A 21112-nucleotide genomic window follows, 5' to 3' on the forward strand; every position below is an offset into this window, starting at 1 on the left:
CGCGAAGGATCGGGTGCGGGAATGCGCGCGACCGGCCCGGACGTTCCCCCGGGACACCACCGACGGGAGCGCGACCATGGACACCGACCACGACTGGACCGACCTCATCCGCCGCGCGCACGACGGATTCGGCGACCGCCTCCGCGCCGTCACCGACTGGTCGGCGCCCACGCCCGACGTCGAGTGGGACGTCCGCGAGCTCGTCGCCCACGTGATCGAGGAGCAGCAGTGGGTGCCGCTCCTCCTCGCCGGCCACACCGCCGAGACCGGGCAGCCGCTCATCCGCGGGCTCGACGACGACCTCGTGGCCGAGTGGGGCCGCTACTCCCGCGAGGCGCTCGACGCCTGGCGCGACGCGGATCCCGAGCGCCCGGTCGTGCTCTCGACCGACCGCGTGCCCGCCCGCGAGTACCTCCGCGAGCAGCTGTCCGACGTCGTGATCCACGGCTGGGACCTCGCGCGCGCCATCGGCGCCGACGAGCGCATCGACGACGACCTCGTCCGCGCGACCTGGACGGTCTTCGAGCCGCAGCGCGACACCCTCGAGGCGAGCGGCCTCTTCGCCTCGCCCGTGCCGGTGGGGGAGGACGCGCCGCTGCAGGTCCGCCTGCTCGCGCTGACCGGGCGCGACGCCCGCTGACCGGCCGGGCGGGCGTCCGCCTGCGGATGATCTGACGGCCGCCCGCCCGATGCGGGACGGGGTGCCCGGGCGACGTACCATGGAGACCATGAGCATCCCGGCTGCCGAGTCGGCGGCATCTCAGGTCCCCCCGATCGAGCCCCCCGCGGAAGCGTCCCCCAGCGGCTACGCCCTGTGGGCCGTCCTCCGTCGCGATCCCCAGCGCCCCGACGACCTCGACGGCCGCGAGGTCCCGGGCGCGGTCGACGAGCTCGACGGCATCGTGGACATCGTGGAGGCGGAGGGCGTCACCGTCCGCGGCTTCTACGACGTCTCCGGCATGCGCGCCGACGCCGACCTCATGGTCTGGATCCACGGCCCCCAGATGGAGACCCTCCAGTGGGCGTTCCGCGAGATCCGCCGCGCGCGCCTCGTCCGCGCGCTCATCCCGTCGTGGAGCGCCGCGGGCGTCCACCGCGACGCCGAGTTCAACCGCAGCCACGTGCCCGGGTTCCTCCGGGGCGAGGAGCCGCGCGACTGGCTCTGCGTCTACCCCTTCGTCCGCTCCTACGAGTGGTACCTGCTGCCGCCCGAGGAGCGCGGGCGCATGCTCGCCCAGCACGGCCGCCAGGGCGCGGCCTTCCGCAGCGTCATCGCCAACACGGTCTCGTCGTTCGGCCTCGGCGACTACGAGTGGATCCTCCCGCTCGAGTCGAACGAGCTCGTCGACCTGGTCGACATGATGCGCGACCTGCGCAACACCGACGCGCGCCGTCACGTGCGCGAGGAGGTCCCGTTCTACACGGGCCGCCGCATCACCACCGCCGAGCTCGTGGAGGTCCTCCAGTAATGGCCGCAGTGAACCTGGGTCGCAAGCCCGCCCCCGCCACCGACGCCCCCCGGGCGCCCGGCGCCCTCGTCTCCGCCGCGAGCGAGGCCGCGAAGATGGGCCCCGCCCACGTCGAGGAGCCCGTCGCGTACGACGCGATCCTGCTGGCCTCCTTCGGCGGACCCGAGGGCCAGGACGACGTCATCCCGTTCCTCCGCAACGTCACGAGCGGCCGCGGGATCCCCGAGGAGCGCCTCGAGGAGGTCGCCCACCACTACCGCGCGTTCGGCGGCATCAGCCCCATCAACGAGCAGAACCGCGAGCTGAAGGCCGCCCTCGAGGCGCGCCTCGCCGAGCGCGGCATCGACCTGCCCGTGCTCTGGGGCAACCGCAACTGGGGTCCGTACCTCAACGACGCGCTCCGCGAGGCCGAGGAGAAGGGCTACCGCCAGCTCATCGCCGTCGCCACGAGCGCCTACAGCTCGTACTCCTCCTGCCGCCAGTACCGCGAGGACTTCGCGGACGCGCTCGAGGACACGAGCCTGCAGGGCGTCGTCCGCATCGACAAGGTGCGCCAGTTCTTCGACCACCCCGGCTTCGTCACGCCGTTCATCGAGGGCACGCGCGACGGGATCCGCGACGTCGTCGCGCACTTCGAGGCCGAGGGCGCGCCCGTCGACCTCGCGACCGACGTCGAGGTCATGTTCTCCACGCACTCCATCCCGTCCTCCGACGCGGCCAAGTCCGGCCCCGCCGAGCGCGGCTTCGACGAGGACGGCGCGTACGCGGCGCAGCACCTGGCCGTCGCCGAGGTCGTGATGCACGAGGTCCGGAAGGAGCTCGGCATCGACCAGGACGTCCCGTGGCAGCTCGTCTACCAGTCGCGCTCCGGCCCGCCCTCCATGCCGTGGCTCGAGCCCGACGTGAACGACGCCATCGGCGAGCTGCCCGCGCAGGGCCGCCGCGCCGTCGTGATCGTGCCGCTCGGCTTCGTGAGCGACCACATGGAGGTCAAGTGGGACCTCGACAACGAGGCCACCGAGTCCGCCCAGGAGAACGGCCTGTACTCGGTGCGCGTGCCCACCCCGGGCGTGCACGCCGCCTACGTCGACGGCCTCATCGATCTCGTGCTCGAGCGCCGCGACGGCGTGAAGGCGGAGGACCGCCCGCACATGACCGACCTCGGCCCCTGGTACGACGTCTGCCGTCCGGGCTGCTGCGAGAACGTCCGGCTCGGGTTCAAGCCGGCGGTCTCCGGGCTGGCACCGTGACGGACGGTCCCCTCACGTCGGAGGATCGCGGCACGCTGCGCATCGGGACCCGGGGGAGCGCGCTCGCCCTGGCCCAGACGCGGGCCATCGCCGCGGAGATCACCGACGCGTCGGGACTCGAGGTCGAGCTGGTGCCCGTGACCACCCACGGCGACACGTCGCGCGAGTCGCTCGCGAGCCTCGGAGGCACCGGCGTGTTCGCGAGCGCGCTCCGCGAGTCGCTGCTGCGCGGGGAGTGCGACCTCGTCGTGCACTCGCTCAAGGACCTGCCGACCGCGCCGTACGACGGCCTCACGGTCGCGTCGGTGCCCGTCCGGGCGGATCCGCGCGACGCGCTCTGCGCACGCGACGGCCTCACCCTGGCGACCCTGCCGCGCGGCGCCCGCGTCGGCACCGGATCCCCGCGCCGCCGCGCCCAGGTCCTGGCCGAGCGGCCGGACCTCGACGTGGTCGACATCCGGGGCAACATCGACACCCGGCTCTCCCGCGTCACCGCGGGCGACCTCGACGCGGTGGTCCTCGCGGCCGCCGGGCTCCAGCGCATCGGCCGGCTCGACGCCGTCACGGAGCACCTCGAGCTCGACCGCTGGCCCACCGCCCCCGGGCAGGGCGCGCTCGCGCTCGAGATCCGCACGGAGGACGCCGAGACGCACTCGGTCGTCGGCCGCGCGGTCGAGGGCGTCGACGACCCGTTCACGCATGCGGCCGTGCTCGCGGAGCGCGGCGTGCTCGCCGCCCTCGAGGCCGGCTGCGCGGCGCCCATCGGCGCGCGGGCCACGGTCACGAGCGCGCGCCTCGAGCTCACCGCCGTCGTCTACCGGCCCGACGGGTCGCAGCGGATGACCGCGAGCCACGAGCTCGACACCGCGGGCATGGGCATCGACCAGCTGACCGCGTACGCCTCGACGCTCTCGGGCCCCGTGTCCCGCGAGCTCCTCGACGCCGGAGCGGCCGGACTCGCGCCGCTGGGAGGGACCCGATGACCGCGACGGACCAAAAGCCCCTGAAGGGCTGGCGCGTGCTCGTGCCCCGCGGCGGGCCGTGGGGCGACGGCGTGGCGTACGACCTGCGCGCGCAGGGGGCGACCCCGGTGGTCGCGCCCATGATCAACTTCGCCGCCACGCAGGACGCGCAGGCGCTGGAGCGCGCCCTCGCCGACCTCGCCGCGGGGTCCTTCGACTGGCTCACCGTCACGAGCGCCACCACGGTCGACGTGCTGGCGTCGCACCGCGCCGTCGTGCCCGTGGGCACGCGCATCGCGGCGGTCGGCGAGACCACGGCGGCGGCCCTCGTCGCCGCGGGCTACACGGTCGACTTCGTGCCGTCCATCGAGTCCTCCGCCACCGCGCTCCTCGAGGAGTGGACGGAGATGGACGCGGGGTCCCCGCGCCGTCGCGTCCTCACGCTCCGCTCCGAGATCGCCAAGCCCACCCTCACCGACGGCCTCATCGCGCGTGGTCACGACGTGCGCTCGGTCGTCGCGTACCGCACGGTCGGCGTGCCCGTCAGCGACCGGATCCGCGAGGACGTCGCCTCGGGCCGCGTCCGCGCGATCCTCGTCACCTCGGGCAGCGTCGCGGAGCAGGTGCACCAGCAGCTCGGCGACGTGCCGGACGGCGTGGTCATCGCCTGCATCGGGCCGCGCACCGCGAAGGACGCCCGGCGCTCGGGCGTCCGCGTCGACGTGGTCGCGCCGGAGCGCTCGGCTGCGTCCCTCATCCAGTCCCTCGTCGACCTCGCCCGCCATCAGGAGCCGCGCACCGACACCGCGGGGCTCAGCGGCCTCGCCGACCTCCTCGATCGGAACACCACGGAATGACCTCCCCCTACTACCGCCCGCGCCGCCTCCGCACCTCGCCGGCCATGCGCCGGCTCACGGCGGAGACGCGCCTGCACGCGGCCGACCTCGTGCTGCCGATGTTCGTGCGCGAGGGCCTCACGGAGGCGTCGCCCATCACGTCGATGCCCGGCGTCTCGCAGCACTCGCTCGACAGCCTGCGCCGCGCGCTCGTCGAGGCGGCCGAAGCGGGCATCGGTGGCGTCATGCTCTTCGGCGTGCCCGAGGTGCGCGACGCCGAGGGCTCGGGCGCGAGCGACCCCGAGGGCATCCTCAACGTCGCCACGCGCGTCGCGGTGGAGGAGGTCGGCGACGCGCTCGTCGTGCAGACCGACCTGTGCCTCGACGAGTTCACCGACCACGGCCACTGCGGCGTCCTCGACGCCCACGGCGTGGTCGACAACGACCGCACCCTCGACCGCTACCGCGCCATGGGCCTCGCCCAGGCGGAGGCGGGATCCCACCTCCTCGGCCTCAGCGGCATGATGGACGGCCAGGTCGGCGCCGTCCGCGAGGCCCTCGACGACGCCGGGCACCACGACGTCGCGATCCTCGCCTACGCCGCGAAGTACGCGAGCGCCTTCTACGGCCCGTTCCGCGAGGCCGTCGACTCGCAGCTCGTGGGCGACCGCCGCACCTACCAGATGGACAACGGCAACCGCCGCGAGGCCCTCCGCGAGGTGGAGCTCGACATCGAGGAGGGCGCCGACGTCGTCATGGTGAAGCCCGCCATGAGCTACCTCGACATCCTCGCCGACGTCGCCGCCACGAGCAGCGTGCCGGTGTGGGCGTACCAGATCTCGGGCGAGTACGCGATGATCGAGGCCGCCGCGCAGAACGGCTGGATCGACCGCGAGCGCGCCATCGAGGAGAGCGTCCTCGGCATCAAGCGGGCCGGCGCCGACGCGATCCTCACCTACTGGGCCGTCGAGCTGGCCGAGCGCCTCGCCCGGCGCTGAGCCCCTCCCCCCTCTCCTCGCCGGACGCGAATCCGGCCCCGTACCCGAGCGGATCCGCGCCCGGCACCGAAGGACTTCACCGTGACCCACTCCCAGGACCTCTTCGACCGCGCACGCGACGTCATCCCCGGCGGCGTGAACTCGCCCGTCCGCGCCTTCGGCTCCGTCGGCGGCACCCCCCGCATGATGGTCAAGGCCGCCGGCCCCTACGTCACCGACGCGGACGGCGTGGAGTACGTCGACCTCGTCAACTCGTGGGGCCCCGCGATCCTCGGCCACGCCCGGCCCGAGGTCGTCCGGGCCGTGCAGGACGCGGCCGCGCTCGGCCTCGGCTTCGGCGCCACCACGCCCGCGGAGACGGAGCTCGCCGAGCTCGTCACCGAGCGCGTGCGCGTCGCGGGCGTCGACGGATCCGCCGACCGCCGGCCCGTCGAGAAGCTCCGCCTCGTGTCCACCGGCACCGAGGCCACCATGACCGCGATCCGCCTCGCCCGCGGGTTCACGGGCCGCGACCTCCTCGTGAAGTTCGCCGGCCACTACCACGGCCACTCCGACAGCCTCCTCGCCGAGGCGGGCTCGGGCGTCGCCACGCTCGCCCTCCCCGGCTCCGCGGGCATCCCCGAGGCCATCGCCGCGCAGACGATCGTCGTGCCCTACAACGACCTCGACGCCGTGCGCGCCGTGTTCGCCGAGCACGGCCCGCGCATCGCCGCCGTGATCACCGAGGCCGCCGCCGCGAACATGGGCGTCGTCCCGCCGCTGCCCGGCTTCACCGCCGAGCTCGCGCGCATCGCCCACGACAACGGATCCCTGCTCATCTCCGACGAGGTGCTCACCGGCTTCCGCGTGCACCCGGCCGGCTACTGGGGTCTCGACAACGCCGGCCTCGCGGCCGACCACCCGGACGCGTGGACGCCCGACCTCGTCACCTACGGCAAGGTCATCGGCGGCGGCCTCCCCGTCGCCGCGCTCGGCGGCCGCGCCGACGTGATGGACCACCTCGCGCCCCTCGGCCCCGTCTACCAGGCGGGGACGCTCTCCGGGAACCCGGTCGCCGTCGCCGCGGGCCTCACCACGCTCCGCCTCGCGGACGCCGACGTGTACCGCGCGCTGGAGATCGCCGCCGACATCCTGATCTACGCCGTGCAGCTCGCCTTCGACCGGGCCGGCCTCGCCTACTCCGTGCAGCGCGCGGGGAGCCTCTTCAGCTTCACCTTCGGCACGCCGCCCGAGCGCGGGATAGTCGACTACGCCACCGTGCAGGCGCAGGAGACCTGGCGCTACCCGGCCTTCTTCCACGCGATGCTCGACCAGGGCGTGAGCCTGCCGCCGTCGGTCTTCGAGGCGTGGTTCGTCTCGGCCGCGATGGACGAGGCCTCGCTCGACCGCGTGATCCGCGCCCTCCCGGCCGCCGCCCGCGCGGCCGCGGACGCCCGCCCGCCGGCCTGACCCGGCCCGCGCACGACGGAGGTCCCCGCCGGGTGGCGGGGACCTCCGTCGTGCGGGACGCGCGTCAGAGCGTGATCGCCGCGTACCGCTCCAGCTCGACCCAGGCGTCGCGGCCGTCCTCCGGCGTGCCGACGCGCGCGGTCGCGGGCACCCCGAGCCGGTCGGCGGCGGCGAGCTGCGCCACGTCGAGGCCCGTGAGCGCGCCGATCTCGGACACGGCCACCTGGTAGGTGCGGTACGGCCCGAGCTCGGGCGCGTCCGCGGTCGCGGTCGTCCGGTCGAGGTCGCCCAGCTGCGGGGCCTGGTCGAGGAGGTAGGCCGTGGCCGCCAGCCGGTCGCCCGAGACCCAGGCCGCGATCTTCCAGAACATCAGCGGGATCCGCACGCCGCGGTACACGGGGTCGTCGTCCGAGAAGACGGGCCCGGTGAAGACCGTCATGCGCCGGTCGCCGAGGTCGGCGTTGTCGAGCACGAAGTCCTCGAGGCCGAGCCACAGCTCCTTCGACTGGTTGAACTCCGCCGCCTGGGGCGCCGCGTTCGTGTACGCGAAGGTGTCGGCGCTCGCGCGGGCCGCCTCGGCGATGCCGCCCCACACCGGGTCCCGCCGGCGCACCAGGTGCCCGCGGTCGATGTCGTTGCGCGCGTAGAGCTCGGGGCCGCACTGCTGCTCCTCGGGCAGGCGCGGATCCAGGTGCCAGTCGTCCGTGCGCTCCACGTCCACGAGGCGGGCGCCGTCGATGTTCACGGCCGTGAGCGCGGCGAGCCGGCGATCGACGTCCATGAGCACCGAGAAGTGCAGGTAGTCGAGGCGCACCGGCCGGGCGTCGGCCGGGGGATCGGGCAGCGGGAGCGGGATGGGCAGGAAGTCGAGGTCGTAGCCGTCCATGACCGGAGCCTATGCCCGCCCTCGGACGTGCGACCCGGCCGCGGGGCGGACGCCCAGGGGCCGGCGGGCGACGGGCGTACGTGCGGCGACGCGGCGGACGCGGCAGGCGCCGTGCGACGCGATCGGGCTCGGGAGCCGCGCGGGCTCGGGAACCGCGCGCGTCAGGCGCGCCGCAGCGGCGCCGTGGCGCGTCCCCGCGCGAGCTCCGCGAAGACGTCGGTCGTGAGCCGGTACGCGTGCTCGACCTCGGCGACGACGCGGGCGCGCTCGTCGTCGTCCCACGGGACCTGGTCGAGCGCCTCGCGGTAGGTGCTGCAGAAGCGGCGCGGCTCCGCGATCTCGGCGAAGAGGTAGAGGCCGACGCCGTTCGTGTCGAAGCCGAACTGCCGCTGGAGGAGCGTGCGGAGGAGGCGGCCCCCGGAGAGGTCGCCGAGGTAGCGCGTGTAGTGGTGCGCGACGAAGCCGCCGACCCACACCGAGGCGACCCGCTCGATCCGCTCGACGTACGCGGCCGTGCTCGCGAGCGGGCGCACGACGTCGCGCCAGTCGGGCCCCACGAGGAAGTCGAGGTCGGCCTCGATGGCGGGGAGGCGGGTGAGGTGCGGGTCGATGAAGCGGGCGGCGACGGGATCCGCCGCCATGCGCTCCGTCGCCGCCTCGATGGCGCGGTAGATGAAGTAGTGCTGCGCGACGAGGGCGACGTAGTCGTCGCGGCAGCCGCGGCCGGTGACCAGCGCCGTCATGAACTCGTCCGCGTCCGTCGCCTCGGCGCGCGGTCGTGCGCGGTCGCGGAGGGCCTCGGTGAGGGGGACGACGTTCATGATGTAGGTGAGCCTAACCTCATCTGCGGGCCCGGCGGAAGGGCTCGCACGCCCCGTCCGGCGGACCCGCGGGTGCGGCTCAGGAGGCCGCGGCGAAGAAGACGAGGCCGAGCAGCGGCGGCACGCCCTGGACGAGCGCGGGGACCAGGTACTTCTTGCCCGTGCTCGCGATGATGATCGAGGCCAGCACCATGCACGCCGTCGTGAAGAGCACGAGCGTGAGGCCGGCGGGCACGTTGCCGACGAAGTACAGGATGAGCCCGAGGCCCGCGCCGAGCGCGAGGAACAGGTTGTAGAAGCCCTGGTTGTAGGCCCACGGCTTGATGATGAGCGCCTTCTCCTGGTCAGCGACGCCGAAGCGCTTCCAGGCGAAGGGCTTCTCGAACCAGACGCTCTCGAGGAGGAAGAAGAACGCGTGCAGCACGGCCGCGAGCCCGACGAAGATGGTGCCGGTGGCGGCGACTGCGGTCATGATCCCTCACTCCGGCGGCAGGGTGCCGCATCGCGCCCAGGCTAGCGCGCGGCGGACGGCCGCGGGGCGCGCCTCCGGCGGGTGCTAGGCGCGCACGTCCACGACGATCCGGCCGCTGGAGGTGCCCGCGAGGATCCGCGCGCCGGCCGCGATCGCGCCGTCCAGGGGCACGGTCGTGGTGACCGAGTCGAGCAGCCCGAGGTCGAGGTCGGTCGCGAGCCGGCCCCACGCCTCGCGCCGGAGCGCGGCGGGCGCGTCGACGGAGTTGATGCCCGCGAGCGTCACGGCCCGGAGGATGAACGGGAGCACGGTGCCCGGCAGGTCCGGCCCCTGCGCGAGGCCGGCCGCCGTGACGACGCCGCCCCACCGGGTCTGCGCGAGCACGTTGACGAGGGTCGCGCTGCCCACGCCGTCGACCGCGCCCGCCCAGCGGATGCGCTGCAGCGGCTTCCCGGGCTCGCCGAGCTCCGAGCGGTCGATCACGTCGGCGGCGCCGAGCGCGCGCAGCCGGTCGCCGAGCTCGTCGACGCGGCCGGTGCTCGCGACGACCCGGTGGCCGAGGCGCGCGAGGAGGGCGACCGCGACGGATCCGACGCCGCCGCCCGCGCCCGTGACGAGCACGTCGCCGGAGCCGGGCTCCACGCCGCCGCGCTCGAGCGCGAGCACCGAGAGCATCGCGGTGAAGCCGGCGGTGCCGATCGCCGCCGCGCGCGCCGCGGAGATCCCGTCGGGCACAGGGACGAGGGCGTCGGCCGGCACCCGAACGCGCTCGGCGAGCCCGCCGTCCCGGCTCTCGCCGAGGCCGGCGCCGTTCAGCACCACGAGGTCGCCGGGGGAGAAGGCGTCGGATCCGCTCGCCGCGACCGTGCCGACCGCGTCGATGCCGGCCACCAGCGGGCTCGTGCGCGCGATGCCGGGGCGACCGTCGAGCAGCATGCCGTCCTTGTAGTTGACGCTCGAGTGGAGGACGTCGAGCACGACCTCGCCGGCGGCCGGGCCGTCGGCGCCGCCCGTCGCCCGCTCGTCGGGGAGGTCGCGCAGCGCCACCTCGATGCCCTCGGTGCCGTCGTCGGCGACGGTCTGCTCGGCCACGAGCGCGCGATACGTCATGCGGTCACGCTACGCCCGGGTGATCGCGAGGCGCGAGCGGCCGCGGGGCGACAGGGCCGAAGGATCAGCCGAAGAGGATCGCGGCCTCGTCGTACCGGTGCTGCGGCACGGTCTTGAGGCGGCCGAGCGCCTCCTCGAAGCCCACGTGCACGATGTCGGTGCCGCGGAGCGCGACCATGCGGCCCCAGTGGCCGTCGCGCACGCTGTCGACCGCGGCGAGGCCGAGGCGGGTCGCGAGCACGCGGTCGTAGGAGGACGGGGTGCCGCCGCGCTGGATGTGGCCGAGGGTCGTGGCGCGCGTCTCGATGCCGGTGCGCTCCTCGATGATCGGCGCGAGCTGCTCGCCGATGCCGCCGAGCCGCGGGCGGCCGAAGGCGTCGAGCCCGCGCTCGCCGTGCGCGTCCGACGCGTGCTCGGGCACGAAGCCCTCCGCCACCACGACGAGCGGCGCGCGCCCGCGGTCGTAGGCCGAGCGGACCCACGCGATGATCTCGTCCATCGACGTCTTCTGCTCCGGGATGAGGATCGCGTGCGCGCCCGCGGCCATGCCGGAGTGCAGCGCGATCCAGCCGACGTGGCGGCCCATCACCTCGGCCACCATGCAGCGGCTGTGCGAGTCGCCCGTGGTGCGGAGGCGGTCCATGGCGTCGGTCGCGATCTGCACCGCGGTGTCGAAGCCGAACGTGTAGTCGGTGGCGTCGAGGTCGTTGTCGACGGTCTTGGGGACGCCGACGATCTTGAGGCCGGCGTCGGTGAGGCGCTTCGCCGCCGCGAGCGTGCCCTCGCCGCCGATGGCGAGGATCGCGTCGATGCCGAGGCGGTCGAGGTTCTCCTGGATCCGCTCCACGCCGCCGTCGCCCTCGAACGGGTTCGTGCGGCTGGTGCCGAGGATCGTGCCGCCCTGCTTGCCGATGCCCTGGATGTCGCGGCGCGCGAGCGGCATGACGTCGCCGTCGACGACGCCCCGCCAGCCGTCGCGGAAGCCCACGAACTCCTGCTTGTGGATGGTCGTTCCCTTGAGCACCGCCCCGCGGATCACCGCGTTGAGTCCGGGGCAGTCTCCGCCTGAGGTGAGGATTCCGATGCGCACGACTCCATCATGGGGCACGGTCCCGCGAGACTGGGCGGATGGACACCGAGCCGGACGCGCGCCCGCACCCCTCCCCCCGCCCCGTCGACGACCTCGACGCGCTCGCCCGCCGCGCGCTCGGGCTCGTGCGCGACTGCCGTCGGGCGATCCTCGCCATCGCCGGCAGCCCGGGCGCCGGCAAGACCACGCTCGCGCGGGCGCTCGTGGCCCGCGTCGACGCGCTCGCCGGCGCGGGCACCGCCGCGTACGTGCCCATGGACGGCTTCCACCTGGCGAACGCGACGCTCGACCGGCTGGGCCGGCACAACCGCAAGGGCGCGATCGACACGTTCGACGGATGGGGCGTGCTGGCGCTCGTGCGGCGGCTGCGGGCCGAGACCGGGCACGCGGTCTACGCGCCGTCGTTCGACCGCGCCGTCAACGAGGGCGTCGCGGGGGCGATCGCGGTGGAGGCGGGCGCGCGCCTCGTCGTGGTCGAGGGCAACTACCTGCTCGTGGACGAGGATCCGTGGGCGCTGCTGCGCGCGGAGGTCGACGAGGCGTGGTTCTGCGCGACGCCGGGCGACGAGCGGTTCGCGCGCCTGGTCGACCGGCACACGACGGGCGGCCGGGCGCCCGACGCCGCGGAGGCGTGGGCCCGCGAGGTCGACGGCGCGAACGCGGTGCTCATCGAGGGGACGCGCGGGCGGGCCGACCTCGTGGTGGCGGGCACGGCGCCGGGCGTCCCGGCGGCGGTCGACGGGTAGCGCCCGGCACCCGGACCCGCCGGGCACCCGGACGCGACGACGGCCCGGACCCGCGTGCGGATCCGGGCCGTCGGCGTCCGCGGCGGAGGCCGGTCAGAGCTCGACGGTGCCGTGCTCCCCGACGTCCTTCGGGCGCTCGCCCGTGATCGCGGCCTTGGCGTACTTGATGAGCGCGATCGGCTTCGGGGTGTCCTGGTACCAGTACTCGGCCGCGTCGGCGTGCACGCGGATCAGCGCGACCGTCGGGTCGTCCTTGCCGCCCTCGAACCACGCCTCGGCGCCCGTCGACCACAGCTCGTCGATGCGCGCGCGGTCGCGGGTGATCTCCGCGGTGCCGGCGATGGAGAGGAACCCGTCGCCCGACTGCAGCGACACGTTCACCTGGTCGTTCGCGCGGATCTCGGCGGTCTTGTCGCTCGGATCCTGCGTGAAGAACCACAGGTCGCCGTCGAAGTCGCGCTCCTGGCTGGCGAGCGGGCGGCTCACGAGCTGCCCGTGCGCGTTGACGGTGGTGAGGAGCGCGATGCGGGCGCTCTTCACGAGCTCGGCGACGCGCGCGCGGTCGTCCTGGTGGTCGTTCGTGGTGTCGGTCATGCGGCCGACGCTACGCGCGCCCGGCGCGGCCGAGGAGGGTCGGCGGCCGTGCGTACCCTGAGGGGATGGACGAGGGCGGCGGCGAGGCGACCGCCCCCGACGCGCGCACCGCGTACGTGCCCGACCGCGAGGTCGACCTCCGGCTCGTGCTCCGCCCGCTCTTCCGCGGCGTCGCGGATCCGACCTGCCGCTGGGATCCGGCCCCGCCCGGATCCCGCCGCACGGGCGTCTGGCGCACGGCCCGCACGCCGCTCGGGAACGCGTCCCTGCGGCTCGACGCCCGGCCCGGCGGCGGCGTCGACGCGCGCGCCTGGGGCCCCGGCGCCGAGTGGGTGATCGAGGGCGTGCCCGAGCTGCTGGGGGAGGGCGACGACTGGTCCGACCTCGACGTGTCGGCCCATCCGCTCCTCCGCGACGCGCGCCGCCGCCTGCCCGCGCTCCGGCTGATGCGCACGAACCACGTGCTCGAGGCGATGGCGTCCGCGGTGCTCGAGCAGAAGGTCACCGGGCTCGAGGCGCGGCGGGCGTGGCGGCAGCTGGTGCTCGCGCACGGCGAGCCCGCGCCGGGTCCCGCGCCGGTCGGCATGCGCGTGCTGCCGTCCCCCGAGCGCTGGCGCCTCATCCCGTCGTGGGAGTGGCACCGCGCGGGCGTCGACCCGAAGCGGTCGCGCACGCTCATCGCCGCGGCGTCCTCGGCGGCCGGCCTCGAGCGGACGCTCGCGCTCGGGCGGGGGAGCGAGGAGATCACGCGGCGGCTGCGGTCGATCCCGGGGGTGGGGATCTGGACGGCGGCCGAGACCACGCAGCGCGCCCACGGGGATCCGGACTCCGTGAGCGTCGGCGACTACCACGTGCACGACACCGTGGGGTGGGCGCTCGTCGGCCACCCGGTCGACGACGACGGCATGCTCGAGCTCCTCGAGCCGTGGCGCGGGCACCGTCAGCGGGTGATGCGCCTCATCGAGGCGAGCGGGTTCCGCAAGCCGCGGTTCGGGCCGCGCATGACGGTGCAGGACCACCGCGGGCACTGAGCCGCGGGAGCGCCGCGCCGGGCGGATCAGCTGTCGGCGGCGATGCCGTCCGGGAGCTGCGCGCCGGCCGTCGTGAGCGCGTCGACCAGGTCCTGGCCGGCGACCGTCTTCACGATGTCGCCCTGGATCCGGAGCGTCGGCGTGCCCGTGACACCCGCCGCGGTGGCGTCCGAGGTGTTCTCGGTGATCCACGACGAGTACTTCCCCTCGGCCACGCACGTGCGCGCGGCGTCCGAGGACACGCCCTCGGTCGTCAGCCAGGTGACGAAGTCGGCATGGGTCCACGAGTCGGTGATGGTGGAGTGGTTGTCGAACAGGGCCGAGTGCACGGCGGGCCACTTGTCCGGCTCCTCGGCGAGCACGCACGCGGCGGCGCTGCCCGCGACCTGGCCGTACTTCGTGACGATCTGGATGGGGTGGTACACGATGCGCACCTGGCCGGTGGCGGCGATCCGGTCGAGTAGCGGGCCGGTCTCGGCCTCGTACTGCGCGCAGTGGGGGCACGAGTAGTCCTCGAACACGTCGAGCGTGACGGGGGCGTCGGCCGCGCCGACGCTCACGCCGTGCGGCTCGGTCGCGACGCGCACCGTGTCGCCCGTGGACAGGGGAGCGGTGGTCTCCTGCACGGGGCCCGCGGCGCTCGCCGACTGCGACTGGCCGAGGAGGTAGACGCCGCCCGCGATGGCCGCGATCACGACGACGAGGCCGCCGGCGACGGAGAACTGCGCGATGAGGCGGCGGCGCTTGCGGCGCCGGTCGTCGAGGGCGCGCTCGATGCGGGCCTTCTCGCGGATCGCGCGTACCTTGTCGTTCTCATGCCGGGCCATGCGCACGATCCTAGGGATCGGCGCGCTGGTGCCCCTGGGAGGCGCCACAGCGCCGCGTATGGATAGGCTCGGCGCGTGCCCGACGACGTGACGTACGTACCCCGCCTCCCCACCGGCCAGCAGCACGAGATCGTCGCGGAGGTGGACGGCCGCACGCAGCGCATGGTGATCGCGGAGGTCGGCGCCGCCCTCCGCGTGCTCCAGGTGGACGGCACGGACCTCGTCCAGTCCTACCCCGACCGGGCGACGCCCCCGTTCTGCAGCGGCATCGTGCTCGCGCCCTGGCCCAACCGGATCCGCGACGGCGTCTGGGAGCAGGACGGCGTGCAGCACCAGCTCGACATCACCGAGGTCGACCGCGAGAACGCGATCCACGGCCTCCTGCAGCACGCGCCGTACCGCCTCGTGGAGCGCGACGACGCGTCGATCACGCTGGCCGCCGACGTCCACCCGCAGCACGGCTACCCCTTCGCCCTCGAGACCAGCGTGCGGTACGAGCTCACGGGATCCGGCGTCCGCGTGACGCACGGGATCCGCAACGTCGGCGTCCAGGACGCGCCCGTGGCCGTCGGCACGCACCCGTTCCTCCGCGTCGGCGACGTTCCGACCGAGGACCTCGAGGTCGTCATCGACGCGCCCACCCACATCGAGGTGGATCCCGTCCGCCTCAACCCCACGGGCGTCCAGACCCCGGTCGAGGGCACCCGGTTCGACCTGCGGCAGGGCGTGCGCGTGCGCGACGCCCAGCTCGACGACGCGTGGGCCGACGCCCGCGTGGTCGACGGCGTCACCCGCCACGGCGTGCAGGCGCCCGACGGCCGCCGCACCGAGATCTGGGCCGACGGCGAGTTCACCTACTGGCAGGTCTTCGTGACGCCGTGGTACCCGGTCGCGGACGGCCACGTGTGGGCGGTCGCGGTCGAGCCGATGACGGCGCCGGCCGACGCGTTCAACTCGGGCGACGGCCTCATCACCCTGGAGCCCGGATCCGAGTGGACCGGCACCTGGGGCATCGACCTGCACGACTGAGCGGTCGGGCGGAGGCTCGCCGCGGGTCCCCGCTGGGTGCGCCCGGGGAGCCGTGGTCGCAAAGCGAAGCCGACCGGGACGCCGCCGGCGCACCGTCCTAGCGTCGGACCATGACCGACACCGCTCCGACCTCCGCCGCCCTCGACTCCATCACGGGGGTGCACCACGTGCGCCTCTCCGTCACCGACCTCGCGCGCTCCCGCGCCTTCTACGAGGGCGTGCTGGGGCTCACGCCCGCCATCGAGAGCGAGGGCGACCCGAGCGACCCCGCCGTGCGCGAGGATCCGGCGCAGTACTTCGGCGGCGTCATCTACGGCGTCGGCTCGCAGCTGCTGGGCCTCCGCCCGGTCGCGGGCGCGGGCGCCGACGCCGCGTTCGACCCCGAGGCGCGCGGGCTCGACCACGTGAGCCTGCAGGTCGGCTCGCGCGACGACCTCGTGCGCGCGGCCGCCCTCTTCGCGGAGCGCGGCATCTCCCACGGCGAGGTCATCGACTTCCCGACGGGCATGTCGATCCTGTCCGTGCAGGACCCCGACGACATCAACGTCGAGCTCGTCGTCGCCGGCTGATCCCGCCCGCCGCGGATCCGCATTTCCCCGCTTGCGTAACATCAACCCCGTGCACTGAGGGGTGCACCGCGCGACGGTCGAGGAGGACGCATGACGACGACGGATCCGCTGGCGCTCGAGAGCCAGGTGTGCTTCCAGGCGGTGGTCGCCGCGCGGTCCGTGGTGGCCGTGTACCGGCCGATCCTCGAGCCGCTCGGGCTGACGCATCCGCAGTACCTCGTGATGCTGGCGCTCTGGGAGCGGGACGACCGCTCCATCTCCGACCTGGGCGTCGCGCTCCAGCTGGAGCCCGCGACCCTGACCCCGCTGCTCAAGCGCCTCCAGGGCGCGGGCTTCGTCGACCGGGCGCGCAGCCGGGCGGACGAGCGCGTGGTCGTGGTGTCGCTGACCGAGGCGGGCCGGGAGCTCCGCGAGCGCGCCGTGCACGTCCCCGCCCAGGCCGCCGCGCGGACGGGGCTCTCGATCGCGGAGCTCGAGGCGTTGCGCGACGCGCTCGACGACGTGGTGGGGCGCCTCAGCGGCGCGGCGGCGGAGGCGGCCGAGGTCTGAGGACGGCTGCGGCCGGGGCCCGGCCGCGGACCGCGGACGCGCGCGGATCCGATCAACCGGCCGCGTCGAACGCGGTCCAGCTCGCGTCGGTCACGCGCGTCGTGCCGTCCACGGCCTCCACGGAGAGCGCGGCCCCGTCGAGCGAGCCGACCGTGGCGGTCGTGAGCACGGCGGCGTCGCCGTCGACGAAGGCCTCGAGGACCCGGTCGTCCACGACGAGGTCGAGCGTCACCGGATCCCCCGGCGCGGAGGCGGGCAGCGGCGCGGTCGACGGCCGGTCGTAGGCATCCGGCACGATCCCGTCGGGGTCGTCGTCGCGCACGACGAACGCCTGCCGGCGCTCGGCGTCGTAGCCCACCGTGACGGTGCCGCCCTCGGGGGAGGCGAGGCGCACGCGGGTCTCGCGGGCCGGATCCGCCGGGTCGGGCGTCAGCGTGAGCCGGAGGCGGGACGGGCCGCCGGGTCCGTCGGCCAGGGGCGTCGTGCCGGACACCCGGGCGTCGGCGACGGGGCGGGCCTCGCCCTCGCGTCCGGCCAGGGCGTCGAGGGGCGTGGACCGCAGCGCCCATCCGGCGCCGTCGGGCTCGAGGCGGAGCTCCCGCACGATCGACTGGGCGCCGCCGGATCCGCCGTCCCGCAGGGGCAGCTGTCGCGCGTAGGCCCAGCTGCTCGCCCAGCCCATCGCGTACCGGCGGGTGGGGGCCGCGGGGTCGTCGGCGGGATCCGCCCAGGTCACGGCCGCGTAGAGGTCCGCGCCGCGGTCGAGCCAGCGCGGGGCGGCGTCGTCCGGCGTGAAGCGCTCGCCGTCGAAGTCGCCGACCCAGTACGCGGTTCCCGTGCCGCGGCCCTCGGCGGATCCGTCCGCGCCGGCCGCGAGGACCCAGCGGACGCGGCCGGGATCGTCCGGGCTCGCGAGGGGGAACACGTCCGGCGTCTCGAGCGTTCCGAGGTCGTCGCGCGCGAAGTCGGAGCGGTAGGTCCAGTGGATCAGGTCGGGAGACGTGTAGAAGCCGATCCGCCGGCCCTCCGCGAGCGCCATGCTCCAGCGGCCGTGCGCGCCGTCCCACACGACCTTCGGGTCGCGGAAGTCGGGCCCGCCCGGGTTGTCCATCACGGGGTTGCCGGCGTAGGGCGCGAACCGGTATCCGCCGTCGGTGGAGGAGTAGAGGGACTGCCGCTGCACGCCGTCGGACTGCTGCGTGAGGATCGCGACGACCGTGCCGGCGCCGAGGCCCGACGTGTTCGCGGTGTCGACCACGACGCTGCCGGTCTCGGCGTCGCCGAGCGGGGTGTCGTACTTGTCGATCGCGATGCCCTCGTCGTGCCACGTGACCATGTCCGGGCTCGTGTAGTGCCGCCACGACGATCCGTTGCCGCCCGGGTGGTCGCCGTTGACGAGCGCGTAGGCGTGCCACACGCCGTCGAGCAGGAAGGGCCGCTGCGGGTCGTTCATGAACTCGTCGTTCGGGGCGATGCGGATGCCGTCGGGTGCGGACCGCGGCGCGGGCGGCGGAGGCGCGACGGGGCCGCGGTCGGGGCCCATGATGCCGCGGACGGCGACGACGAGGGCGGCCACGACGAGGATCGCGACGACCGTGACGAGCGCGCGGCGATGGCGGCGGGCGAGGGACCGGATGTGGTCGCGGAGCCGCAGCGCGACGCCCGCGACGGGCGGCGTCCGGGCGGGCGTCGCCGGGGCGGTCGAGGGGCCGACGGCGACGGGCGGGACGGGGTCCGGGCGCGCCGGTGTCGAGGTCATGTCGTCGAGCTCCTCGCGTGGTCGATCGGGGGGCAGACGAGTGGCGGGCGGAGCGGGAGAGCATGCACCGCCGCACGACCGAGCTGCGACCGTACCGGTTCGGGACGGCCGCGTCCACCCCGTTCGGGGGACACGCCCGGGATCCGTCCCCGACCCCGTCCGGGGGCGCGGCGGGTGTCCTCGACCCCCTAGGCTCCCCGACCGGGGGAGCGTGCACCGCGCGTCGCGATCGGACTCATCGACACGAGAACGAGAGTGAGAACAGGTGACCAAGAGAATCAGGCGCGGGCTGTCCGCGTCCGCTGCGGCGACCCTGGTGGTGGCGTCCGCGCTGCTCGCCGGCGGATCCGCCCAGGCCGCGGGCACGACCCCGCCGCGGCCGACCGTGCACACCCAGAAGGCGTACGCGCCGGAGGACGACTTCACGGCCCACTGGACGCGCGCGGACGCCAAGCAGATCGCGAAGCTGTCCGATCCGAAGGCGCCACCGCGGACGAACTCCATGCCGTCCGCGCTCACCATGCCGCAGGTCCCGCAGGACTTCCCGACCATGACCGACCAGGCGTACGTCTGGGACACCTGGCCGCTCACGGACTCGTCGGGCCAGACCTACAGCGTCGACGGCTACGACGTGATCTTCGCGCTCACGGCCCCGCGCACCCTGTCGTTCGACGACCGGCACACGTACGCCAAGATCGGCTACTTCACGCGGCCCACCGGGATCCCGGCGGAGCAGCGGCCGGACAACGGCGGCTGGACCTACCAGGGGAACGTGTTCGAGGACGGCGTGACGGACGGGATCTTCCCCGACCAGTCGTTCACGCAGCAGGCCGAGTGGTCGGGATCCGCGCGGATCATGGCCGACGGCACGGTGAAGCTCTTCTTCACCGACGTCGCGTTCTACCGCGACGCGAAGGGCCAGGACGTGAAGCCCGCCGACCCGGTCATCTCGCTCAGCCAGGGGCGCCTCGAGAAGACGGACGGAGCGGTCAAGGTCGCCGGCTTCGAGACGGTGACCCCGCTCCTGCGCCCCGACGGGCAGAGGTACCAGACCAACGAGCAGAACTGGTCCACCAACTTCCGCGACCCGTTCACGTTCACGGATCCCGACCACCCCGGCAAGACCTACATGGTGTTCGAGGCCAACGTCGCCGGGAAGCGCGGCGAGCAGGAGTGCGACGCGACCGACCTCGGCTACCGGAAGGGCGACCCCGCGGCGGAGGACCCGAAGGAGGTGACCGCCTCGGGCGCGAACTACCAGATGGCGTCCATCGGCCTGGCGGTCGCGGACGACGCGGACCTCACGAAGTGGCACTTCCTGGATCCGCTGCTCGAGTCCGCCTGCGTCACCGACCAGACCGAGCGGCCCGAGGTGGTGATCGAGGACGGCAAGCACTACCTGCTCACGATCAGCCACCGGTCGACCTTCGCGAAGGGCATGGACGGCCCCGAGGGCGTCTACGGCTTCGTGGGCAACGGCCTCCGCAGCGACTACAAGCCGATGAACGGCGGATCCGGCCTCGTGCTCGGCAACCCGACGAACCTCAACTACGCCGGCGGCACCGCGTACGCGCCCGACTACAACCAGACGCCGGGCGCGTTCCAGGCGTACTCGAGCTACATCCTCCCGGGCGGCCTGGTGGAGTCGTTCATCGACGCCGTGGGCTCGAAGGAGTCGTTCCGCCGAGGCGGGACGCTCGGGCCGACCGTGAAGCTCGAGTTCGACGGGGACACGTCGAAGCTCGACAGGGGCTACGGCGAGGGAGGGCTCGGCGCGTACGCCGACATCCCGACCACGAAGGCCTTCGACCCGGCGCACCCGCCGCAGTAGGACCTGGCGCGGCGACGGCGGGCTCCCGTCGTCGCCGCGTCCTCGCGGCGGTACGCGCGCCTCAGTCGCCCCACGTGGTCATGCGGGGCGTGCGCGTCGCCGAGACGATCCCGCCGTGCTCGGCGGCCAGGTGCGCCTCGGTGTCCGCAGGGGCGTCGAGGTCCACGCCCACCGTGACGCGATCGCCGATGAGGTCCGGGGCGCACTCGGTGAGCGCCCCGGTGGCCCACATGGGACCGGTGACGAGCGCGTCGCAGAGGTCCCGCAGCTGCCGCTCCGTGTGCTGCGCGGGGACGAGCCGGAGGGGATCCGTCCCGCCGACGTCGAGGAGACGCTGCCGCACGTCGGCGCCCACGTCGCCCACGATCGCGACGACCATGACCTGCGGCTCGGCGACCGGGTTCTCCAGCCACACGCCGCCGAGGGCGCCGAGCGGCTCGAGGATCGCGGTCATCTGATCGAGCTTGGGGTGGAGGCCCTCCTGCCGCGCGAACTCGGCGGCCTCCGCCGGCGTGATGCGGAGGCCCCGCCAGTCGCTCTCGACGGCGTCCGGCGCGGCGGCGACCTCCTCCACGTAGGCGCGGTCGGAGCGGAGCGCGAAGATCCGCCGCTGCTCCATCTGCTGACCGATCTCGTCGAGCGGCGCCTCGGGGGTCGGGGTGGAGGTCGCCGCATCGACGTCGGCGCTCGCCGTGCGGCTCGACGCGCGGTCCTCCGGCCGCAGGGCCGTGGCGACGGCGAGGGTGCCGGACGCGACGAGGGCGACCGCCGCGACGGCGACCACGGCGCGGGGGATGCGGGGCGCGGCGGTGCGGGGCATGCGGTCGACCTCTC

General features: G+C 74.5%; 22 protein-coding genes. 13 read left to right on the forward strand and 9 right to left on the reverse strand.

All coding sequences use genetic code 11. From position 1 onward, the window contains the following. Nucleotides 1–76 precede the first annotated feature (76 nt). The 7 genes from FGG90_RS14055 (at nucleotide 77) to hemL (ending at nucleotide 6964) form a co-directional block, all read left to right on the forward strand. Nucleotides 77–640 (forward strand): TIGR03086 family metal-binding protein, encoded by a 564-nt coding sequence (locus tag FGG90_RS14055; RefSeq protein ID WP_094126418.1) that lies wholly within the window; start codon nucleotides 77–79, stop codon nucleotides 638–640. An 88-nt stretch (nucleotides 641–728) separates the two neighbouring features. After that, entirely contained in the window at nucleotides 729–1469 is a 741-nt protein-coding gene (gene hemQ, locus FGG90_RS14060) for a hydrogen peroxide-dependent heme synthase (RefSeq protein WP_094131203.1), read from the forward strand. Then, a complete protein-coding gene (locus FGG90_RS14065) occupies nucleotides 1469–2719 on the forward strand; it encodes a ferrochelatase (protein WP_094126417.1) in 1251 nt (416 codons plus the stop codon). The genes hemQ and FGG90_RS14065 overlap by 1 nt, the downstream gene beginning before the upstream one ends. After that, nucleotides 2716–3702, forward strand: a complete 987-nt coding sequence (hemC, locus tag FGG90_RS14070; RefSeq protein WP_094126416.1) for a hydroxymethylbilane synthase — start codon at nucleotides 2716–2718, stop codon at nucleotides 3700–3702. Before FGG90_RS14065 ends, hemC begins: the two co-directional genes overlap by 4 nt. Further along, nucleotides 3699–4538 carry a uroporphyrinogen-III synthase gene (locus FGG90_RS14075; protein ID WP_094126415.1) on the forward strand — a complete coding sequence of 280 codons (840 nt, stop codon included), beginning with the start codon at nucleotides 3699–3701 and terminating at the stop codon, nucleotides 4536–4538. The genes hemC and FGG90_RS14075 overlap by 4 nt, the downstream gene beginning before the upstream one ends. Next, nucleotides 4535–5515, forward strand: a complete 981-nt coding sequence (gene hemB / locus FGG90_RS14080; RefSeq protein WP_094126414.1) for a porphobilinogen synthase — start codon at nucleotides 4535–4537, stop codon at nucleotides 5513–5515. Before FGG90_RS14075 ends, hemB begins: the two co-directional genes overlap by 4 nt. 81 nt (nucleotides 5516–5596) lie before the next feature. Continuing rightward, on the forward strand, nucleotides 5597–6964 hold the full coding sequence (hemL, locus tag FGG90_RS14085) for a glutamate-1-semialdehyde 2,1-aminomutase (protein WP_094126413.1): 1368 nt from the start codon (nucleotides 5597–5599) through the stop codon (nucleotides 6962–6964). 64 nt (nucleotides 6965–7028) lie between these two features. Here the strand turns inward: hemL and FGG90_RS14090 are convergent, their stop codons facing one another. The 5 genes from FGG90_RS14090 to FGG90_RS14110 all read right to left on the reverse strand — a co-directional run bounded on the left by FGG90_RS14090 (nucleotide 7029) and on the right by FGG90_RS14110 (nucleotide 11343). Further along, nucleotides 7029–7850, reverse strand: coding sequence for a DNA/RNA non-specific endonuclease (locus FGG90_RS14090; protein WP_094126412.1), 822 nt, complete (start codon nucleotides 7848–7850; stop codon nucleotides 7029–7031). 161 nt (nucleotides 7851–8011) lie between these two features. Continuing rightward, nucleotides 8012–8671 carry a biliverdin-producing heme oxygenase gene (locus FGG90_RS14095; protein ID WP_094126411.1) on the reverse strand — a complete coding sequence of 220 codons (660 nt, stop codon included), beginning with the start codon at nucleotides 8669–8671 and terminating at the stop codon, nucleotides 8012–8014. Between the two features lie 79 nt (nucleotides 8672–8750). Then, nucleotides 8751–9143 (reverse strand): DUF1304 domain-containing protein, encoded by a 393-nt coding sequence (locus FGG90_RS14100; protein ID WP_094126410.1) that lies wholly within the window; start codon nucleotides 9141–9143, stop codon nucleotides 8751–8753. 84 nt (nucleotides 9144–9227) lie between these two features. Continuing rightward, the gene (locus FGG90_RS14105) at nucleotides 9228–10253 is read right to left on the reverse strand and encodes an acrylyl-CoA reductase family protein (RefSeq protein ID WP_094126409.1); all 1026 of its coding nucleotides are present in this window, start codon (nucleotides 10251–10253) and stop codon (nucleotides 9228–9230) included. A gap of 64 nt (nucleotides 10254–10317) precedes the next feature. Next, complete coding sequence (locus FGG90_RS14110) at nucleotides 10318–11343, reverse strand: 6-phosphofructokinase (protein ID WP_043585234.1); 1026 nt, start codon at nucleotides 11341–11343, stop codon at nucleotides 10318–10320. A 38-nt stretch (nucleotides 11344–11381) separates the two neighbouring features. On the opposite strand from FGG90_RS14110, the gene FGG90_RS14115 reads away from it, so the two are divergent. Then, nucleotides 11382–12089, forward strand: coding sequence for a nucleoside/nucleotide kinase family protein (locus FGG90_RS14115; protein WP_094126408.1), 708 nt, complete (start codon nucleotides 11382–11384; stop codon nucleotides 12087–12089). Between the two features lie 93 nt (nucleotides 12090–12182). On the opposite strand, the gene FGG90_RS14120 is transcribed toward FGG90_RS14115, so the two are convergent. Then, nucleotides 12183–12683: a pyridoxamine 5'-phosphate oxidase family protein gene (locus FGG90_RS14120; protein WP_094126407.1), complete on the reverse strand. Its 501-nt coding sequence runs from the start codon at nucleotides 12681–12683 to the stop codon at nucleotides 12183–12185. A gap of 65 nt (nucleotides 12684–12748) precedes the next feature. Here FGG90_RS14120 and FGG90_RS14125 point away from each other — a divergent pair, with 65 nt between their 5' ends. Beyond that, nucleotides 12749–13714, forward strand: a complete 966-nt coding sequence (locus tag FGG90_RS14125) for a DNA-3-methyladenine glycosylase family protein (protein WP_094126406.1) — start codon at nucleotides 12749–12751, stop codon at nucleotides 13712–13714. 26 nt (nucleotides 13715–13740) lie between these two features. Here FGG90_RS14125 and FGG90_RS14130 read toward each other — a convergent pair whose 3' ends face one another. Beyond that, a complete protein-coding gene (locus tag FGG90_RS14130; protein WP_094126405.1) occupies nucleotides 13741–14541 on the reverse strand; it encodes a DsbA family protein in 801 nt (266 codons plus the stop codon). Nucleotides 14542–14616: 75 nt separating this feature from the next. Here FGG90_RS14130 and FGG90_RS14135 point away from each other — a divergent pair, with 75 nt between their 5' ends. The 3 genes from FGG90_RS14135 to FGG90_RS14145 all read left to right on the forward strand — a co-directional run bounded on the left by FGG90_RS14135 (nucleotide 14617) and on the right by FGG90_RS14145 (nucleotide 16688). Next, entirely contained in the window at nucleotides 14617–15570 is a 954-nt protein-coding gene (locus tag FGG90_RS14135; RefSeq protein WP_094126404.1) for an aldose 1-epimerase family protein, read from the forward strand. 110 nt (nucleotides 15571–15680) lie between these two features. Further along, nucleotides 15681–16139: a VOC family protein gene (locus tag FGG90_RS14140; RefSeq protein WP_094126403.1), complete on the forward strand. Its 459-nt coding sequence runs from the start codon at nucleotides 15681–15683 to the stop codon at nucleotides 16137–16139. Nucleotides 16140–16229: 90 nt separating this feature from the next. Next, nucleotides 16230–16688: a MarR family winged helix-turn-helix transcriptional regulator gene (locus tag FGG90_RS14145; RefSeq protein ID WP_094126402.1), complete on the forward strand. Its 459-nt coding sequence runs from the start codon at nucleotides 16230–16232 to the stop codon at nucleotides 16686–16688. A gap of 52 nt (nucleotides 16689–16740) precedes the next feature. Here FGG90_RS14145 and FGG90_RS14150 read toward each other — a convergent pair whose 3' ends face one another. Next, nucleotides 16741–18447 carry a glycoside hydrolase family 32 protein gene (locus tag FGG90_RS14150; RefSeq protein ID WP_094126401.1) on the reverse strand — a complete coding sequence of 569 codons (1707 nt, stop codon included), beginning with the start codon at nucleotides 18445–18447 and terminating at the stop codon, nucleotides 16741–16743. A gap of 265 nt (nucleotides 18448–18712) precedes the next feature. Between FGG90_RS14150 and FGG90_RS14155 the strand changes: the two genes are divergently transcribed. Continuing rightward, nucleotides 18713–20278 (forward strand): glycoside hydrolase family 68 protein, encoded by a 1566-nt coding sequence (locus FGG90_RS14155; protein WP_094126400.1) that lies wholly within the window; start codon nucleotides 18713–18715, stop codon nucleotides 20276–20278. Between the two features lie 61 nt (nucleotides 20279–20339). Here the strand turns inward: FGG90_RS14155 and FGG90_RS14160 are convergent, their stop codons facing one another. Continuing rightward, nucleotides 20340–21098 (reverse strand): hypothetical protein, encoded by a 759-nt coding sequence (locus tag FGG90_RS14160; protein WP_094126399.1) that lies wholly within the window; start codon nucleotides 21096–21098, stop codon nucleotides 20340–20342. Nucleotides 21099–21112: the final 14 nt, after the last annotated feature.

Origin of the sequence: Clavibacter michiganensis subsp. tessellarius (assembly GCF_021922985.1) — a bacterium.
GTDB classification, from domain to species: Bacteria; Actinomycetota; Actinomycetes; order Actinomycetales; family Microbacteriaceae; genus Clavibacter; species Clavibacter tessellarius.

Bases quoted from the DNA above. Each gene is read 5' to 3' on its own strand.
- FGG90_RS14055 (WP_094126418.1), top strand. From the start codon at position 77: ATGGACACCGACCACGACTGGACCGACCTCATCCGCCGCGCGCACGAC.
- hemQ (WP_094131203.1), top strand. From the start codon at position 729: ATGAGCATCCCGGCTGCCGAGTCGGCGGCATCTCAGGTCCCCCCGATC.
- FGG90_RS14065 (WP_094126417.1), top strand. From the start codon at position 1,469: ATGGCCGCAGTGAACCTGGGTCGCAAGCCCGCCCCCGCCACCGACGCC.
- FGG90_RS14075 (WP_094126415.1), top strand. From the start codon at position 3,699: ATGACCGCGACGGACCAAAAGCCCCTGAAGGGCTGGCGCGTGCTCGTG.
- hemB (WP_094126414.1), top strand. From the start codon at position 4,535: ATGACCTCCCCCTACTACCGCCCGCGCCGCCTCCGCACCTCGCCGGCC.
- FGG90_RS14090 (WP_094126412.1), bottom strand. From the start codon at position 7,850: ATGGACGGCTACGACCTCGACTTCCTGCCCATCCCGCTCCCGCTGCCC.
- FGG90_RS14095 (WP_094126411.1), bottom strand. From the start codon at position 8,671: ATGAACGTCGTCCCCCTCACCGAGGCCCTCCGCGACCGCGCACGACCG.
- FGG90_RS14100 (WP_094126410.1), bottom strand. From the start codon at position 9,143: ATGACCGCAGTCGCCGCCACCGGCACCATCTTCGTCGGGCTCGCGGCC.
- FGG90_RS14105 (WP_094126409.1), bottom strand. From the start codon at position 10,253: ATGACGTATCGCGCGCTCGTGGCCGAGCAGACCGTCGCCGACGACGGC.
- FGG90_RS14115 (WP_094126408.1), top strand. From the start codon at position 11,382: ATGGACACCGAGCCGGACGCGCGCCCGCACCCCTCCCCCCGCCCCGTC.
- FGG90_RS14120 (WP_094126407.1), bottom strand. From the start codon at position 12,683: ATGACCGACACCACGAACGACCACCAGGACGACCGCGCGCGCGTCGCC.
- FGG90_RS14125 (WP_094126406.1), top strand. From the start codon at position 12,749: ATGGACGAGGGCGGCGGCGAGGCGACCGCCCCCGACGCGCGCACCGCG.
- FGG90_RS14130 (WP_094126405.1), bottom strand. From the start codon at position 14,541: ATGGCCCGGCATGAGAACGACAAGGTACGCGCGATCCGCGAGAAGGCC.
- FGG90_RS14140 (WP_094126403.1), top strand. From the start codon at position 15,681: ATGACCGACACCGCTCCGACCTCCGCCGCCCTCGACTCCATCACGGGG.
- FGG90_RS14145 (WP_094126402.1), top strand. From the start codon at position 16,230: ATGACGACGACGGATCCGCTGGCGCTCGAGAGCCAGGTGTGCTTCCAG.
- FGG90_RS14150 (WP_094126401.1), bottom strand. From the start codon at position 18,447: ATGACCTCGACACCGGCGCGCCCGGACCCCGTCCCGCCCGTCGCCGTC.
- FGG90_RS14160 (WP_094126399.1), bottom strand. From the start codon at position 21,098: ATGCCCCGCACCGCCGCGCCCCGCATCCCCCGCGCCGTGGTCGCCGTC.